The 16,351-nt window shown below is 67.3% G+C and carries 18 protein-coding genes; 8 read left to right on the top strand and 10 right to left on the bottom strand.

Annotated features, from left to right (window positions below; translation table 11 throughout):
- The first annotated feature begins 1 nt into the window (after window position 1).
- From OG225_RS39825 to OG225_RS39815, 3 genes are read left to right on the top strand one after another with little or no spacing between them, the layout of a single operon-like run.
- Window positions 2-433 carry a succinate dehydrogenase hydrophobic membrane anchor subunit gene (locus OG225_RS39825; RefSeq protein WP_109525553.1) on the top strand — a complete coding sequence of 144 codons (432 nt, stop codon included), beginning with the start codon at window positions 2-4 and terminating at the stop codon, window positions 431-433.
- 16 nt (window positions 434-449) lie between these two features.
- Complete coding sequence (gene sdhA / locus OG225_RS39820) at window positions 450-2,216, top strand: succinate dehydrogenase flavoprotein subunit (RefSeq protein WP_216917002.1); 1,767 nt, start codon at window positions 450-452, stop codon at window positions 2,214-2,216.
- Window positions 2,216-2,989, top strand: coding sequence for a succinate dehydrogenase iron-sulfur subunit (locus OG225_RS39815; RefSeq protein ID WP_405179761.1), 774 nt, complete (start codon window positions 2,216-2,218; stop codon window positions 2,987-2,989). Before sdhA ends, OG225_RS39815 begins: the two co-directional genes overlap by 1 nt.
- A 72-nt stretch (window positions 2,990-3,061) precedes the next feature.
- Here OG225_RS39815 and OG225_RS39810 read toward each other — a convergent pair whose 3' ends face one another.
- The 3 genes from OG225_RS39810 to OG225_RS39800 all read right to left on the bottom strand — a co-directional run bounded on the left by OG225_RS39810 (window position 3,062) and on the right by OG225_RS39800 (window position 5,027).
- Window positions 3,062-3,976 (bottom strand): alpha/beta fold hydrolase, encoded by a 915-nt coding sequence (locus OG225_RS39810; RefSeq protein ID WP_405179760.1) that lies wholly within the window; start codon window positions 3,974-3,976, stop codon window positions 3,062-3,064.
- Between the two features lie 103 nt (window positions 3,977-4,079).
- Window positions 4,080-4,763 carry a DNA repair protein RadC gene (radC, locus tag OG225_RS39805; protein WP_405179759.1) on the bottom strand — a complete coding sequence of 228 codons (684 nt, stop codon included), beginning with the start codon at window positions 4,761-4,763 and terminating at the stop codon, window positions 4,080-4,082.
- A gap of 57 nt (window positions 4,764-4,820) precedes the next feature.
- Window positions 4,821-5,027 (bottom strand): type II toxin-antitoxin system VapB family antitoxin, encoded by a 207-nt coding sequence (locus tag OG225_RS39800; protein WP_109525548.1) that lies wholly within the window; start codon window positions 5,025-5,027, stop codon window positions 4,821-4,823.
- A gap of 300 nt (window positions 5,028-5,327) precedes the next feature.
- Here OG225_RS39800 and OG225_RS39795 point away from each other — a divergent pair, with 300 nt between their 5' ends.
- Both OG225_RS39795 and OG225_RS39790 read left to right on the top strand, forming a co-directional pair.
- On the top strand, window positions 5,328-6,239 hold the full coding sequence (locus OG225_RS39795) for a phenylalanine 4-monooxygenase (RefSeq protein ID WP_405179758.1): 912 nt from the start codon (window positions 5,328-5,330) through the stop codon (window positions 6,237-6,239).
- 96 nt (window positions 6,240-6,335) lie between these two features.
- Entirely contained in the window at window positions 6,336-7,019 is a 684-nt protein-coding gene (locus OG225_RS39790) for a SnoaL-like polyketide cyclase (protein ID WP_405179757.1), read from the top strand.
- Between the two features lie 33 nt (window positions 7,020-7,052).
- On the opposite strand, the gene OG225_RS39785 is transcribed toward OG225_RS39790, so the two are convergent.
- Window positions 7,053-7,679, bottom strand: coding sequence for a TetR family transcriptional regulator (locus tag OG225_RS39785; protein WP_405179756.1), 627 nt, complete (start codon window positions 7,677-7,679; stop codon window positions 7,053-7,055).
- Window positions 7,669-9,192, bottom strand: coding sequence for an MFS transporter (locus OG225_RS39780; RefSeq protein WP_405179755.1), 1,524 nt, complete (start codon window positions 9,190-9,192; stop codon window positions 7,669-7,671). The genes OG225_RS39785 and OG225_RS39780 overlap by 11 nt, the downstream gene beginning before the upstream one ends.
- Before the next feature lie 163 nt (window positions 9,193-9,355).
- On the opposite strand from OG225_RS39780, the gene OG225_RS39775 reads away from it, so the two are divergent.
- Complete coding sequence (locus OG225_RS39775) at window positions 9,356-10,675, top strand: D-alanyl-D-alanine carboxypeptidase family protein (protein ID WP_405179754.1); 1,320 nt, start codon at window positions 9,356-9,358, stop codon at window positions 10,673-10,675.
- A 43-nt stretch (window positions 10,676-10,718) separates the two neighbouring features.
- Here OG225_RS39775 and yhjD read toward each other — a convergent pair whose 3' ends face one another.
- Both yhjD and trpS read right to left on the bottom strand, forming a co-directional pair.
- Window positions 10,719-11,747: an inner membrane protein YhjD gene (gene yhjD, locus OG225_RS39770; protein WP_405179753.1), complete on the bottom strand. Its 1,029-nt coding sequence runs from the start codon at window positions 11,745-11,747 to the stop codon at window positions 10,719-10,721.
- Between the two features lie 42 nt (window positions 11,748-11,789).
- The gene (gene trpS, locus OG225_RS39765) at window positions 11,790-12,821 is read right to left on the bottom strand and encodes a tryptophan--tRNA ligase (protein ID WP_405179752.1); all 1,032 of its coding nucleotides are present in this window, start codon (window positions 12,819-12,821) and stop codon (window positions 11,790-11,792) included.
- Window positions 12,822-13,222: 401 nt separating this feature from the next.
- Here trpS and OG225_RS39760 point away from each other — a divergent pair, with 401 nt between their 5' ends.
- Window positions 13,223-13,381 (top strand): TetR-like C-terminal domain-containing protein, encoded by a 159-nt coding sequence (locus tag OG225_RS39760; protein ID WP_405179751.1) that lies wholly within the window; start codon window positions 13,223-13,225, stop codon window positions 13,379-13,381.
- 66 nt (window positions 13,382-13,447) lie between these two features.
- Here the strand turns inward: OG225_RS39760 and OG225_RS39755 are convergent, their stop codons facing one another.
- The 3 genes from OG225_RS39755 to OG225_RS39745 are packed head-to-tail and all read right to left on the bottom strand — an operon-like array spanning window position 13,448 to window position 15,230.
- Window positions 13,448-13,951 (bottom strand): barstar family protein, encoded by a 504-nt coding sequence (locus tag OG225_RS39755; RefSeq protein ID WP_109525539.1) that lies wholly within the window; start codon window positions 13,949-13,951, stop codon window positions 13,448-13,450.
- The gene (locus OG225_RS39750) at window positions 13,951-14,445 is read right to left on the bottom strand and encodes a ribonuclease domain-containing protein (RefSeq protein ID WP_405179750.1); all 495 of its coding nucleotides are present in this window, start codon (window positions 14,443-14,445) and stop codon (window positions 13,951-13,953) included. The genes OG225_RS39755 and OG225_RS39750 overlap by 1 nt, the downstream gene beginning before the upstream one ends.
- Entirely contained in the window at window positions 14,442-15,230 is a 789-nt protein-coding gene (locus tag OG225_RS39745) for an exodeoxyribonuclease III (RefSeq protein ID WP_405179749.1), read from the bottom strand. The genes OG225_RS39750 and OG225_RS39745 overlap by 4 nt, the downstream gene beginning before the upstream one ends.
- A 170-nt stretch (window positions 15,231-15,400) precedes the next feature.
- On the opposite strand from OG225_RS39745, the gene OG225_RS39740 reads away from it, so the two are divergent.
- Entirely contained in the window at window positions 15,401-16,324 is a 924-nt protein-coding gene (locus OG225_RS39740) for an alpha/beta fold hydrolase (RefSeq protein WP_405179748.1), read from the top strand.
- The last annotated feature ends 27 nt before the right edge of the window (window positions 16,325-16,351 follow it).

Here is a 16,351-nt window from a genome sequence, read left to right as displayed (position 1 = left end):
GATGAGCGCACCTGTACTCGGTAAGTCCTACGACCGCCCCGCGAGCCTGGACCTGCCCCGCTCCCCGCGCGCCCGCGCGAACAACAATTTCGAGAAGTACGCGTGGCTTTTCATGCGCTTCTCCGGGCTGCTGCTGATCGTGCTCGTGCTCGGCCACATGACGATCATGCTGCTGCTCGACGGCGGCGTGAAACGACTCAACTTCGCCTTCGTGGCGGGGCGCTGGTCGAGCCCGTTCTGGCAGATCTGGGACCTCACCATGCTGTGGCTGGCCCAGTTGCACGGCGGCAACGGTCTGCGCACCGTCATCGCGGACTACTCGCGCAAGGATTCGACGCGGTTCTGGCTCAACACCGCCCTGGCGATCTCGATGATCCTGATCATGGGCGTCGGCACCTACGTCATCTTCACCTTCGACCCCAACATCAGTTAGGAACAGGCCACCTCACATGAGTGACTCCAGGATCCAGGAGCATCGCTATGACGTCGTGATCGTCGGCGCCGGTGGCGCCGGCATGCGCGCGGCGATCGAGGCGGGTCCGCGTACTCGGACGGCGGTGCTGACCAAGCTGTACCCGACCCGCAGCCACACCGGCGCGGCGCAGGGCGGCATGTGCGCGGCGTTGGCGAACGTCGAAGAGGACAACTGGGAATGGCACACCTTCGACACCGTCAAGGGTGGTGACTACCTCGTCGATCAGGACGCCGCCGAGATCATGGCCAAGGAGGCCATCGACGCGGTGATGGACCTCGAGAAGATGGGTCTGCCGTTCAACCGGACCCCCGAGGGCAAGATCGACCAGCGTCGCTTCGGCGGCCACACCCGCGATCACGGCAAGGCCCCGGTCCGGCGCGCGTGTTATGCCGCCGACCGCACCGGCCACATGATCCTGCAGACGCTGTACCAGAACTGCGTCAAGCACGACGTGGAGTTCTACAACGAGTTCTACGTGCTCGACCTGGTCATGAGCGAGAGCGACCGCGGCCCCGTCGCGACCGGCGTCGTCGCCTACGAACTGGCCACCGGCGATATCCACGTCTTCCACGCCAAGGCGATCATCTTCGCCACCGGCGGCTCCGGGCGCATGTACAAGACCACCTCGAACGCGCACACGCTGACCGGTGACGGTATGGCGATCGTGTTCCGCAAGGGCCTGCCGCTCGAGGACATGGAATTCCACCAGTTCCATCCGACGGGCCTGGCCGGGCTCGGCATCCTCATCTCCGAGGCCGTGCGCGGCGAGGGCGGCATCCTTCGCAACGAATCCGGCGAACGCTTCATGGAGCGCTACGCCCCCACCATCAAGGACCTCGCGCCGCGCGATATCGTCGCCCGCTCGATGGTGCTCGAGGTGCTCGAAGGCCGCGGCGCGGGTCCGAACAAGGATTACGTCTACATCGACGTGACCCACCTCGGCGCGGACGTGCTCGAGGAGAAACTGCCCGACATCACCGAATTCGCCCGTACCTACCTCGGCGTCGACCCGGTGCACGAACTGGTGCCGGTCATGCCGACCTGCCACTACGTGATGGGCGGCATCCCGACCCGGATCCGCGGCGAGGTTCTGCGCAACAACACCGACGTGGTGCCCGGCCTGTACGCCGCGGGCGAATGCGCGTGCGTCTCGGTGCACGGCTCCAACCGCCTCGGCACCAACTCGCTGCTCGACATCAACGTCTTCGGTCGGCGCGCCGGTATCGCCGCGGCGGAATACGCCCTGCGCACCGAATTCGTCGAGATGCCGGAGACGCCCGCGAAGATGGTGCAGGACTGGCTGGAGCTGATCCTGTCCGATCACGGCACCGAGCGCGTCGCCGACATCAGGACCGAGTTGCAGTACACGATGGATATGAACGCCGCCGTGTTCCGCACCGAGGACACCCTCAAGACGGCCCTGACCGATGTGCACGCGCTCAAGGAGCGTTACGCGCGGATCACCGTGCAGGACAAGGGCAAGCGCTACAACAGCGATCTGCTCGAGGCGGTCGAGCTCGGCTTCCTGCTCGAACTGGCCGAGGTCACCGTAGTCGGCGCGCTCAACCGCAAGGAATCGCGCGGCGGCCACGCCCGCGAGGACTACCCGGACCGCGACGACGTCAACTTCATGCGGCACACGATGGCCTACAAGGAGGGTGCGGATCTGATCTCCGACATCCGCCTCGATTTCAAGCCGGTGGTGCAGACCCGTTACGAGCCGATGGAGCGTAAGTACTGATGACTGCTGTAGCCGAGGCACCCTCCTCGCAGAAGCCGGCTCCGGTCCCCGACGGATCGGTCATGGTCACCGTCAAGGTGGCGCGGTTCAACCCTGAGGACGACAGAGGCGCGCACTGGGATTCGTTCCAGGTGCCGGTGCTGTCGACCGACCGGTTCCTCAACGTGCTCATCTACATCAAGTCCTACCTGGACGGCACGCTGACCTTCCGTCGTTCCTGTGCGCACGGCGTCTGTGGTTCGGACGCCATGCGGATCAACGGCGTGAACCGGCTGGCCTGCAAGGTCCTGATGAAGGACATGCTGCCCAAGAACGGCAAGGCCCTCACCATCACCGTCGAGCCCATCCGCGGACTGCCCGTGGAGAAGGACCTCGTCGTAAACATGGAGCCGTTCTTCGACGCGTTCCGCGCCGTGAAGCCCTACCTGATGACCTCGGGTAACGAGCCCACCCGCGAACGTATCCAGAGCCAGGCCGACCGCGCCCGGTTCGACGACACCACCAAGTGCATCCTGTGCGCCTGCTGCACCACCTCCTGCCCCGTGTACTGGAGCGACGGCAGCTACTTCGGCCCGGCCGCGATCGTGAACGCGCACCGCTTCATCTTCGACAGCCGTGACGAGGGCGCCCGCGAACGCCTCGACATCCTCAACGACGTCGAAGGCGTGTGGCGCTGCCGCACCACCTTCAACTGCACCGACGCGTGCCCCCGAGGCATCGAGGTCACCAAGGCCATCCAGGAAGTCAAGCGCGCACTGCTGTTCGCCCGCTGACCCCACGAAGGCGCCGCGCAGGCCGTCCCACCGAAAGGTGCGGGCGGCCTTCGCTTTTCGGTGAGGTCGCGGTCAGCGGGTGGCGCGGGCGCGCACGTCGCGGATGGCCTCGACGATCGCGTCGGGGGCGTCGAGCTGCACGGTGCTGTGTTTGGCGTCGGGCAGCGCCCGGTATTCGCCGTCGGTGACCGAATCGGCCATGGCGGTGTAGAGCCGCTCCTTGCTCTCGTTCAGTTGCCCCAGCATCGTCTTCGACAGCGAAAGTCGTTGGCCGGAATCGGCGCCCAGCGCCGCCATGGCGATGAGGGGGATGTCGGGGAACGGCGGACCGGCCTTCAGTTCGTCGCGCAGCGCGGTCGTATTGCTGCGTTCCTTCGTTCCGTTCACCATCCACTCCCGGCTGACGTGGCCCGCGACGAGCGGCTTGCGGATCTCGGCGGGCCAGTCCGCGAACATCTTTCGGTAGAAGGGCCGCGACAGCGCCCGCAGCAGGGTGGTCTGGAACCTGCCGGGGACGGTGTCGGGGGTCTGGTCCAGATGCAGGTCGGCGGGCATGTGGGTATCCCAGTCCTCGGAGAACGATTCGAGGGCGACCAGACCCGCCACGTCACCGGGGAACATCTGCGCGAAGCGGCGCGCGTACGCTCCGCCCAGCGAATGCGCCACCAGGACATAGGGTCCCGCGATACCCGCGGTCGAGAGCAGGGAATGCAGTTCGGCCGCGACCTCGCTCGCGGTGCGGGGCAGGTCGACCCGATCGCTCCAGCCGGTGCCGCCGCGGTCGTAGAGGACCGAGGTCGTGAACGCGGAGACCGCCTCGTGAATTTTCAGATAGTCGAGACCGACCGAGCTCGCACCGGGCAGGAACACCACGGCGGGACCGCCTTCGCCGGACGAGTGCAGGAACAACTGATGTCCCGCCACCCGGTGGTGACCGCCGATCGGAGGTGCGCCGCCGTCGCGGCCGTCCGTAGCCCGCTGGTTCATCGACCGCCTTCCGTGAGATCTCCGCACAAAGTATGCGCAGGGCGGCGCGGCGCCCGAACATCGGCCCGGCCGCCTCGCGCGATCGCGGGCGCGGACCGTCGGCTCAATCGCCGCCGTGCGGCAGCGGCGCGGCCCGTGCCCAGTCCTGCCCCGCCACCACCACGTGATCGAGGAAACGCAGCCCGACGGTGCGCGCGGCCTCCACCAGCAGACTGGTTGCGCGCCGATCGTCCAGGCTGGGCGCCGGGTCGCCGGAGGGGTGGTTGTGCACGATCGCGAAGGCACGTCCGTCGTGGCGCAGCACGGTGTTCAGGATCTCCCGCACCGGGACGGCCACGTGATCGATCGCGCCCTCGGCCACGAAAACCTTCTGTCTGAGCCGGTGCTGGGTGTCGCAGACGAGCACGAGTAGCCGTTCCACCCGCTCACCGGCGAACAGCGGGCCCGCGACAGCGACCACATCGGCGGCGCTGTCCAGGCGCGGCGCGAGGTCGATACTGTGGCGCACCCTGGTCCCGAGTTGGAAGGCGGCCGCGATCGCCGCGGCCTTGGCGGGCCCCACACCGGACCGCCTGGCCAATTCCTCGGGCCTGGCGGCGGCGAGTCCGGCGATGCCGCCGTGCTCGGCCAGCAACTCGGCGGCCATGTCCAGCGCGCTCTCCCCGCGTCTACCGTGCCCGAGCAGCAGGGCGAGGAGTTCACTGTCGCTCAGTACCCGCGGGCCGAGGGTGAGCAGTCGCTCCCTCGGCCGCTGGCCGAAAGGCAGATTCGCGATCGGTACCGACATGCAAAGCCCCCTCGAATGCGTTGGTCGGCTCGAATCATGCCAGCGGGCACCGACAGACTAACCGCCTGCCACGGTGACGATCTCCGCTCCCGACAGTGCGCTCAGCGCCCCGGAGGCCAACCGTTCCAGATGATGGAGTTGGCGTTCGTGCACCACGATTCGGCGCAGTGCCTCGTTCACGGTGGCGTTGCTGTTGGATGTCCCCATTATGGCGGCGGCAGCGGCCAACAATTTCTGGTCGAGATCGACCCGCACGCATTCCATGCGCCCTCCTTCGTGCTGTCGTCATCTTGCGGCATCCGGCCCGCTCATACGTGGCAAATGGCTCAGACAGTGGGCGTCGGCGACGCACGGCGGCCACGCAACCTTCGCAAATTCCCACCCTCGTCGGATATCGCGTGCGGGTGTTCCTGGTCGGGGACTCGACGATGAACCGGCCGGATTCGCAACCGTGTGCGGGCCCACGTCTCGAATCGGGCACGTCGAATCACAATCAGCTAGGCAATATGCGCAGTCGCGCGTGGGTTCGTTGTCGGATCGGCCACGCGGTGCTTGCATCGAGATATGTTCACCGAGGCCCAGCTGTATTCGCCGGTGACGCGGACCGGTGACGGCGATGTGACGGTGCACCTGAGCACCGAGCATCCCGGCGTGCACGATCCGGCGTACCGGGCACGCCGCAACGCGATCGCGGCGTGCGCGCTGGAATACACCCCGGGCGCGCCCACGCCGAGAATCGCCTACACCGAGGCCGAGGAACAGGTGTGGCGGACCGTCTCGATCGAGCTCGCGCGCAAACATCGCGGCCTCGCGTCCGCGGAGGTGCTCGCGGCGGCGCGGCGTCTCGCGCTGCCCACCGACCACATACCGCAATTGGACGAGATCTCGGCCGCGCTGACGCCGCTGACCGGTTTTCGCTACGTGCCCGCCGCGGGGCTGGTGCCGTTGCGCGAGTTCTTCGGCTCCTTCGCCGACCGGACCTTCCATTCGACCCAGTACATCCGCCATCACTCGGCCCCGCTCTACACCCCCGAACCGGATGCCATCCACGAGATCATCGGCCATGCCACCCAGCTCGCCAGTCCCCGCTTCGCCGCGATCTACGAAGCGGTCGGCGCGGCGGTCGCCCGGTTGCGGACCGACGCGGCGCTGAAATTCCTCGCCGATGTCTTCTGGTTCTCCCTCGAATTCGGCGTACTGCGCGAGCACGGCGACATCCGCTGCTACGGAGCGGGACTGCTCTCCTCCTACGGGGAGATAGACGAATTCCGCAGGGCCGAACTGCGACCGCTCGACGTGTTCGCCATGGGTACCGGTGTCTACGACATCACGCGTTATCAACCGGTTCTGTTCTGCGCGGAATCGATGTCGGAGATCGAGGATGTGATCGGCGCGTTCTTCGAGACCATGGACGACGAAACGCCGCTGCGCGCCCGCCACCTGCCCACTCACGCCAATGTCCCAGTTGCGCAATAATTTACGTCGAGCCGTGTCGTATCCCTCGTGATGACAACCGACCGGTCGGCTGTTACGGTCTTTCGCGTCCGACACAGCCTACGGGACGAGAACGAAATGACAGTTGATGCAACGGATTCGACGCAGGACGCGGCCACACCGCTGTGGCTGCAAGGCCGAGACGCCGTGGTCGCGGCCGCAGCGCCCGAGGACTGGCGCCACGAAGCGCCGGATTACCACCTGACCGAGTTGACCGTACCGCGTGAGCGCACCACCGAACACGCGCCGGGATCGCTCGAAGCGATCGTCGAGGATCTGGTCCGGGTGTTCGAGATGGAGATCTCGCACAAGAAGGACCCGGCGACCTGGGTGTCGCTGGTCGCCGAGCACTACCGCGGCCGGGTGAACGGCGGGAAGTGGCAGGACGCCGAGGAATTCGCGCGGATCGGCAGCTACAACATCCTGATCGGCGACAATCCCTACTACGACGGCGCGAACGAGACCTTCGAGAGTTCGCACGACATCTTCCACACCGCCATGCCGAACGGATTCTTCTGGGAGGTACTGGAAGTGATGGCTGGCCCGCCGAACGTCACCTTCCGCTGGCGGCACTGGGGCAACTACGACGGCCCCTACCGCGAGCATCAGCCCACCGGCGAGCTGATCGAGATGTTCGGCGTCACCATCGCCAGGGTCAGCGAGGACCTGCGCATTCTCGAACTCGAGCACTTCTACGACAACAGCACGCTGCTCGGCCCGCTGGCCCACGGCTGCCCGGTCACCGGTCCGAAGTCCGAGTAGTTCGACGGCGGGCGCGACCCCCCTTCCCGGAGTTCAGTTTTCGCCGCGCAGGGGAAAGCCCGCTTCCATGAACATCAGCGCTCGGCTGATGTTCTCCGGGTTCATCGGAACCATTTTGGTGATGGCGAGAATGCATCCCGCGACGGCGCCCGCCGTGACGCGCACCTCGAAATCGGCTTCGTCACGATGGAGATGTTCCGCGAGCAGGCCACAGATGAGATCGATGTTGCGCTCGAACTCCCTGGTGACGGCCGCGCGTAGATCCGGGACGTGGTACAGCAACGCCTGGCGTTCCTGTTCGAACGCCAACTCCTCACCGGACAGATTCGAGAAGACCGTGACCACCGCCTCGCGGAACGCCGTCAGCGGCGGGGTGTCGCGCGGTTGCCTGCGGATCGCCTCGATCAACAATGGATCGAGGTCGTCGGTGAGTACCAACTGTTCCTTGGAAGGGAAGTAGCGGAAGAAAGTGCTCGGCGAGACCTCCGCCACCTGCGCGATCTGTTCGACGGTCGTCTCGTTGTAGCCCTGCTCACGGAAGAGCCGGAACGCCTCCGACCTGATCGAGCGCCGAGTGCGTTCCTTCTTCCGCTCGCGCAGGCCCTGCGTCTCCGGCAGGGCCTGCGCCGCGGTCCCGTCACCGGGTGAGTCAACCGACATGTGTCGATTCTGGCGTATCGACGGCAACCTTCGCCTCCGTTACCGTCGCACGGCCTCGGGGCAGCACCCGGATCGCCAGCGGCACCGCCACCGCGCAGATCGCGGCGCAGACCCACAGCATGGCGTCCATGCCGCCGACGAAGGCCGCTCGCACCTGCTCCAGCACCACCGGGTCACCCGACGCCTTCGCCGCCGCCACACCGGAATTCACGCTGTCGCGAATCGGATCGACGTCCAGCGTGCCCAATTCGTGGCGATAGACGGTCGCCGACACGGTGCCGAGCAACGCCACCGCGATGGTGCCCGCCGCCTGGCGCATGGCCTGCAACAGCGCCGAGCCCATCCCGGCGCGCGCCACCTCCAGGTCATCGATGGCGACGGCCATGCCGACCGGCATCGCGATACCCATGCCCGCGCCGGTGAGCGCGATCCACAGCGCGCTGTACCAGTACGGACTGCCCGCGGTGGTGAGCGCACCGAGGCCGAGGCCGATCGCGAGCGTCACCAGGCCCGAGGTGACCAGCGGACCCGCCCCCAGCCTCGGCAGCAGCCGGTCACACAGGCGCGTGCCGACGACGAGGCCGCCGATCAGCGGCAGCAGTCGCACACCGCTGCCGAGCGCGTCGGCGCCGAGGACCGACTGGTAGTACTGCGGCACGGTGAAGAACAAGCCGAACATGCCGAAGGTGATCAGCACGGTGAAGACCGCGCCCCAGCGGAAGCCTGGTGCGCGGAACAGCGCCAGATCGATGAGTGGGAACCTCGCGCGGCGCTGCCAGAGCAGGAACGCCCCGAGCGCCGCGACGCCCGCGACGAGGACGGCCGACGCCGCGACATCGCCCCAGCCCCTGTCCCCGAATCGGATGAATCCGTAGGTGAGGCCAAGCATTCCGGCCATCGACAGCAGCGCGCCGATCGGATCGAGTGGACGCCGATCGGGGTTGCGGGATTCCGGGACGAGCGCGGCGACCGCGAGCGCGCCGACGACCACCATCGGGACGTTGATCAGGAATACCGAACCCCACCAGAAGTTGTCGATCAACCATCCGCCGAGGATCGGGCCGAGCGGCAGTCCGATCGCGGTCGAGGTCACCCAGATCGACATGGCCCGCGCCCGCTCCCCGGAATCGGGGAACAGCACCGGAAGCACCGCCATGGACAGCGGTATCATGGCCGCCGCCGCGATACCGAGCACCACGCGAGCCGCGATGAGCTGGCCCGAGAACGTCGCGAACGCGCACGCCAGCGAGGCCAACCCGAACAGGACCAGCGCCGCGAGCAGGATCTTCTTGCGTCCGTACCGGTCACCGAGCGCTCCCGTGGGCAGCATGACGGCCGCGAGCGCGAGCGTGTAGGCGGAGCTGAACCATTGCAGCGCACCGTTGTTCGCGTTCAGGTCGACCGCGAGCGTCGGCAGCGCGACCGTCAGGACCGTCATGTCGAGCCCGATGGTGAGCATCGCCAGCGCGAGTGCGCCGAGCGCCAGCCAGCGCCGAGCGGAATCCGTCTTCATACCGCACCCTTTTCTGGTGGTTACTATACTTTGATAGTAACCCTCATTTGAGGGTTACTATCAATATATACCCGCAGACTCTCTCTCACCCCTCGATCGCGCCCCGCCGGATGTGACCGCGCGCACCGGCATCCGACGAGGGCGACCGATAGGCTCTGAGCCGATGAAATTTCGGGATTTTCGCCTCCTCGCCACCCTCTGCCTCGGTTCCGCGCTGCTCACGGTGGCGGTACCGGGGTTCGCCTCGATCGCCTCGTCGCACGCCCAGCCGTCGAGCAGTACGACGAGCACGCCGTTCACCACGCCCAATACCGATACCTGCCCGCAGAAGACACGACCGCCCGCCCCCATCGACGAATCCGAAGTGCCCGCGCCGGGAAAACCGACGCCGAGCGCGCTCGCGGTCCCGGCCACCCCCATCGGCGGTGCTCGAATGGGCGAATGCGGCGTCGTGCTACCCAAGGGCGCACCCGTTGCGCCGGAAGAGATTTCGGCCACCTCGTGGATGGTTTCCGATCTCGACACCGGCGAAGTACTCGCCGCCAAGGATCCGCACGGACGCTACCGGCCCGCGAGCACCATCAAGGTGCTGCTCGCCACCGTCGCGCTACGCGCACTCGACCTGAACAAGACCGTGATCGGCACCCAGGCCGACGCCGACGTCGACGGCACCAGGGTCGGCATCGGGCCCGGCGGCCGCTACACCAATCTCCAGCTGATGCAGGCGCTCATCATGGCGTCGGGCAACGACGCCGCCCATGCCGTCGCGACCCAGCTCGGTGGCGACGAGGCGGCCGTGACGAAGATGAACAATCTCGCGAGATCGTTGTCCGCCTTGGATACTCGTGCCGCCACACCGTCCGGACTCGACGGTCCGGGGATGAGTACCTCGGCCTACGACCTGTCGGCACTGTTCCGCGAGGCCATGTCCATCCCCCTGTTCGCCGAATTGATCCACACCGAACAGGTCGACTTCCCCGGTTTCCCCAAGGATCCGAAGAACCCGGACGACACCGATCACCCAGGCTTCCCCATCGGCAACGACAACCAACTGCTCTACAACTACGACGGCGCACTCGGCGGCAAGACCGGTTACACCGACGACGCGCGCCAGACCTTCGTGGCCGCGGCCCAGCGCGGCGGCCGTCGACTGACGGTGACCCTGCTCCAAGCCGACGTGAAACCGATCCGCCCGTGGGAGCAGGCCGCACGCCTGCTCGACTACGGTTTCGCGCTCCCGAGCGGCGCCCGGGTCGGCACCCTCCCCTCCCCCGAACGCATCGTGCCCAAGGACGCCCCTCCCCTCGCCACCCCGCCACCGTCGTCCTCCGACGACACCGTGACGCAGGCCGAACCCCACGGCGAAGCCCACCGGTCGACCACGAAAACACTCCTGCTGGTCGGCGGCGTCGTCCTGGTTCTGGCCCTACTCGTCGGTGCCCGACGTGTCAGCAGACCCCGACGGGACCGCTACCGCCGCTGAGCGCACGAAGGGGCGTGGGTTCAGCCCGGATCAGCCGAGCGGCTCAGCGCCGCCCGGAGAACCGGCGCACCTGGGTCAGCGCCAAGGCCGCGAGCGCACCCGCGCCGAAGGCGACCGCTGTCCCGGGAGACGCGCCGGGACCGCTCACGCGCGGCCTGATGACGGCGGGCGCGGGCACCGGGGTGTCGGCTTCGTGGAGGTTGTCGCGGGCGGTGGCGGCCCACGCGGTGGCGAACAGGATGATGCGGTAGGTGATGTAGCTGAAGACCATCAGGCCGATGATCGAGCCGAAGGTGGCGCCCGCCGGACTGCGCAGCACGATCTGCAAATAGATCGAGGCGACGAATTTGAACGCCTCGAAGGCCACCGCCGCCAGCAGGGCCGCCCGCGCCGCGCTCGTGAGCGTGACGGGCTCGCGCGGCAACCTGGCGATGATCCAGGCGAACACCGCCCAGGTCGCCAGCAGGGCGAGCACGATGGAGGCGAGGGCCAGCAGGAAACGGGCGCCGGGCAGATCCGAGAGGCCGAGTGATCGAAGCACTTCCGAGCCGAGGGTGCTCGACCCGAGCGCGGAGAGTCCGAACGAGATGACGAAAGCGAGCCCGAGTCCGACCAGCGCGCCCAGATCCGAGAGTTTGCTCATGAACCAGTTGGGTTCCTGGGTCTTCTGGTCCCACTGTTCGGTGAGGGCGGCCCGCAGATTCGCCATCCAGCCCAGTCCGGCGTAGGCGGCGCCGAGCAGGCCGAGGACACCGACGGCGCCGCGCGACTTGATGGCCTGATCGATCAGCTCGTTGATCTGCTCGCCGAGCGAACCCGGAATGTTCTCGACGATCTTCTCCTGCATCTCCACGAGCAGGCTCGGGTGACTGGACAGGATGAAACCCGCGACCGCGAACGCGACCATCAGCAACGGGAACAGCGACAGCACCGTGAAATAGGTGATGCCCGCCGCGTAGTAGTCACCACGCTGACGCTGATAGCGCCCGCCCGCCCGGATCATGTGATCGAGCCACGGGCGCGCCTGAACGCGACGTTCCACCCAGGCCTTGCTTTTGTCGATCGCCTGCACTGTCCAGCCCCTTCGAACCGAAACCTCGCGGGTACCGCCGCGTCAGCGAGCCAGGAAGCCGACCCGTTCGTAGACCTGCGCGAGGGTGTTGCTCGCGATCTCCCTCGCCCGCTCGGCGCCACCGGCGAGGATGCGGTCGAGTTCGCCCTGATCCGCCAAATACTCTTCCACCTTCGCACGCAACGGCGTGACAAATTCGACCAGCGCGTCGGCGACGTCGGATTTCAGGTCGCCGTAACCCTTTCCGGCGTAATCCTGTTCCAGCGTGACGATCGGCGTACCGATCAACGAGCTGAGGATCACCAGCAGATTGCTGACGCCCGGTTTGGCCTCCGGGTCGTAGCGGATCTCGCGCTCGGTGTCGGTGACGGCGGATCGGATCTTCTTCGCCGTCACCTTGGGGTCGTCGAGCAGGTTGATCAGCCCCGCGTCCGTCGACGCGGATTTGCTCATCTTCGCCGTCGGATCCTGTAGGTCGTAGATCTTGGCCGTGCCCTTGACGATATGGGCCTCCGGCACCACGAACGTCTTCTTGAAGCGGGTGTTGAAGCGCTGGGCCAGGTTTCGGGTGAGTTCGAGGTGCTGGCGCTGGTCCTCGCCGACGGGGACCTGATGCGGCCGGTAGAGCAGGATGTCGGCGGCTTGCAGTACCGGATAGGTGAACAGGCCGACGGTGGCGTTCTCGGCGCCCTGTTTGACCGACTTGTCCTTGAACTGCGTCATCCGGCTCGCCTCGCCGAATCCTGTGATGCAGCCGAGCACCCACGCGAGTTCGGCGTGCTCGGGCACTTGACTCTGCACGAACAACGTCGATTTCTTCGGGTCGACACCGATCGCGAGCAACTGGGCAGCCGCGGACTTGGTCCGGGCCCGCAGCTGCTTGGGATCCTGCGGCGCGGTGATCGCGTGCATGTCCGGGATGAAGTACAACGCGTCGTATTCGTCCTGCATCGTCACCCAGTACTGCAGCGCACCGAGATAGTTACCGATATGGAACGATTCGCTGGTCGGCTGGATCCCGGACAGGGCACGCTGCTTGCGTTCTGCGGCCGGGGTGTGCGCAGGACTGGACATGCCGCCAATCCTTCCATGCCACTCAAGCGGAATTTCGCGCCGCCCGGGTGCGCGGCTCCACACCGGGCATACTCGGACGCCCGGTGCGCGCGAGTTCGTGTTCGCGGCGCGAAACCAGCGTGCGGGCGCGCTCGGCCCGGCCAGCGTGCCGCGCAGCACCAGCGGCGGGCGGATGTGCGCGGCCCGGATGCCGGTGGCGAGGGCGCGATAGCCGAGTTGATCGGCCGCGCTCCAGTCCATGCCTTACAGCTCGCGGATGCGCGGCGGCAGGCTGCCGCGCACCAGCAGATAGAACGCCGACCCCCGAACTGCGGGCGAGGACCACCGAGACCGTCCGGATCTTCGCGAGGCTGGTCGCCGCACAGGGCATCGACTTCTACGGAACGGCCGCCCCCGAGCCGGTGATCGATTTCCGCGCCACCTACCTGGTCGGCGGACTGGTGCAGACCCTCACCGCCTGGCTCCAGGGCGATCTCCCCATGACCCGCGAGGAACTGATCGACCACACCACCGACGTCTTCGTCCTGCTCGGCGAGGATCTCGCGGGCCGACCGGGCTGACGGAACCGCCGCCGAGGACGTCCTCGGCGGCGGCTTTCCCGAGCGGCGGCTCTCCCGAGCGGCGGCTCAGTCGAGGCTGAGCGGCGCGATCCGGGGCGGAGCGGGTTTGCCCTGGAAGATCACGCGGAAGGCGACCTCGCGTCTGGCCCAGTAGTCGGCGCAGTCACGCATCGCGGTGGTGAACCATTCTCGCTCGCGCGGCGCGTCGGCGAGCAGTTCGTCCGAGGTGCGGAGCACCACGATGTAGCCCGGCGCCTTGCCGATGAAATCGTCCAGGTCACGCAGACATTCGTCGAAGGCGTCCTTGTTGGCGCCGAAGTAGTAAGGGAATTGGAACGCGGCGGCGAATTCGTCGAACAGTCCGGTGAGGCCGCGCATCTTCGCGGAGCGCAACTCCCGCACCTGATAGCCACTCGGCGCGCGAGAACGCAGACTGCTCAACTCGGCCGCGTCGACGCTGAGCGCGCCGAGGGCAGGACCGCTCGCCTTGGAGACGGCCGCGACCATCGGCGCCGCGCCGAGCGCGACGGGACGGGCAAGGAACTGCGACAACGGAACCGGTTTGTTCATCAGCGCATCCTCGTGAAAGTCGTGTAGTGGTCACCGGTGTACCAAGCGGATCCGTCGCTGCCGGTGACGATGCGTTCGGCGTCGCGGGATCTGTTGCGTTGCTTGGGGTTCACATCCCATTCCCGATAGGTGACGGCACGGCCGTCGGTATCGGTGCGAGGCAGGTCGCCGCCGCGATTCATCCATTGCTCGCCGCCCTTGGTACCCGGCGCGTTCGCCGAATCCGGCCAGCGTCCCGCGTCGATCTCGACCAGGGTCTCGTAGGCGCGCTCCGGAACGCCCGCGACTCGCGCGGGTGCGGCGGGCGACGCGACGGGAGAGGCGGCGGCGGCCCGGGTGGTCGTCGGGGACAGCGAGGTGACGGCGGTGTTCTTCGCGGTCGAATCGGTACCGCCGGTCTCGCCGCCACGCCCGGCCAGCACGGCGACGAGCACCACCACCGCCAGCGCGACGAGCGCGCTCAGCAGACGCATCACCTTGGGGTCGAGTTTCATCGGTACTGCACCGTCACCGGGGCGTGATCGGACCAGCGCAGGGCGTAGGTGGGCGCGCGTTCCACGATCGCCTGTTTGGCCCGTGCCGCCACCTCGCCGCGCGCCAGGTGGTAATCGATCCTCCAGCCGACGTCGTTGTCGTAGGCGCGACCGCGGTAGGTCCACCAGCTGTAGGGACCCGGCACGCCGGGGTGCAGGGCGCGCACCGTGTCGACGTAGCCCGCCGCGAGTATCCCGTCGATCCAGGCGCGCTCGCCCGGCAGGAAACCCGAATTCTTCACATTGCCCTTCCAGTTCTTGATGTCGAGTTCGGTATGGGCGACGTTCCAGTCGCCGCAGATCACGAAATCCTGTGCCCGCGAGGTCAGGTGCTCCCCGAGCTGCCCGAGGAACCGGTACTTCTCGTCCTGCATCGGCGTATCCGCCTCGCCGGTGTGCACGTACACGCTGGCGACGGTCAACTCGTCGAAATCGGCCTCGATGTAGCGGGCCGCGCCGTCGAATTCCGGGCTGCCGAAACCGATCCGGACCGCCGACGGTTCGCGCCGCGACAGGATCCCTACCCCGGCCCGGCCCTTGAGACCCGGTTCGGCGTGCGCTAGGTACCAGCCCGCGTCGAGGACCGAGGCGAGCGCGGCGCGCGTCTGGGCGTCGGTGGCACGGGTCTCCTGGACACAGACGATGTCGGCCTCGGTGGTGGCCAGCCATTCGAGCATCCCTTTGCCGGTCTTGCCCGTAGCAGCGCGGATGCCGTTGACGTTGACGCTAGAGATGATGTAGGGCACGTGACGACGGTACAGCGCTCACCATGCGCCCCACTCCCACAGGACCGTCCCCCGGAGTCCGGCGTCGGCCCGGTCATGTCGGTAAACGCTGTCGCAAACAACTGGACGACCGTACAATGCAGGTCAGACATACTCTGCCGGACATCGCAGTCCAGGAAGGGGTGACGACGATGACGTCCGATGCCTCCAACCCCCTGGCCCCCGCTACGCGCGCCGTCACCGCGAAACGCGCGACCACGGCGAAACGCTCCGTCCGGAAACCCCGCACCAGGCCGAAGCCGACACAAGCGCTGCACATGGGTTCGGGTGACCCGTTGCTCCTGCTGCACGGTTTCATGTTGTCGCCGCACTGCTGGGAGCAGACCGCGGCCCGCCTCGCCGGGCAGTGCGAGGTCTTCGCCCCGGCCTTCGCTGGGCACTGGGGCGCCGAGGCGCCCGACGGACCGGCGATGAACGTGCACGTCCTGGCCGATCGGGTCGAACGACAGCTCGACGAACTCGGTTGGCGCACTTGTCATATCGCGGGCAATTCGCTCGGCGGGTGGGTCGGTGTCGAATTGGCCAGGCGCGGCCGGGCTCGCACCCTCACCCTGATCGCGCCCGCGGGCGGCTGGAATTCGCCCTCGCTGACCCAGATCCGGGTCGGGATCAAATTCCTGTCGCTGGTGCCGCTGGTCGAATTCGGCAAGCTGATGGGCGATTTCGCCGCCGGGAATCCGGTGGTCCAGCGTTTCGCGAGTCTGCTGCTCGGCCGCAGCGCCGCCTCGGTGCCCCGCCGCGAGGCCATGGCGGCCATCACCGCCGCCCTGCACTGCGACGCGATGATCCCGATGCTCCTCGGCGGTCTGCGCGCGCCCGCGCTGGAGGATCTGTCCACCCTGACCACGCCGGTACGGCTGCTGCTGGCCGAACACGACCACATCATCCCCAACCGCGTCTACGCGCGCCGTTTCCTGCGGGAACTGCCCGAGTCGGCCGACCGCATCCTCGTCAACGGGGTCGGGCATGTCCCCATGCTGGAGGCCCCCGACCGGATGGCCACGCTGATCGCCGAACACGTGTACGCCAGCCGCACCCGCCTGCGCGCGGTGTGACCGGTCCGGGTGCGGCGCGCGCCGCAC

This window comes from Nocardia sp. NBC_01377, assembly GCF_045040005.1.
GTDB classification, from domain to species: Bacteria; Actinomycetota; Actinomycetes; order Mycobacteriales; family Mycobacteriaceae; genus Nocardia; species Nocardia noduli.
The sequence above is the reverse complement of the archived record's forward strand: the minus strand, read 5'-3'. Positions and strand labels throughout refer to the sequence as shown.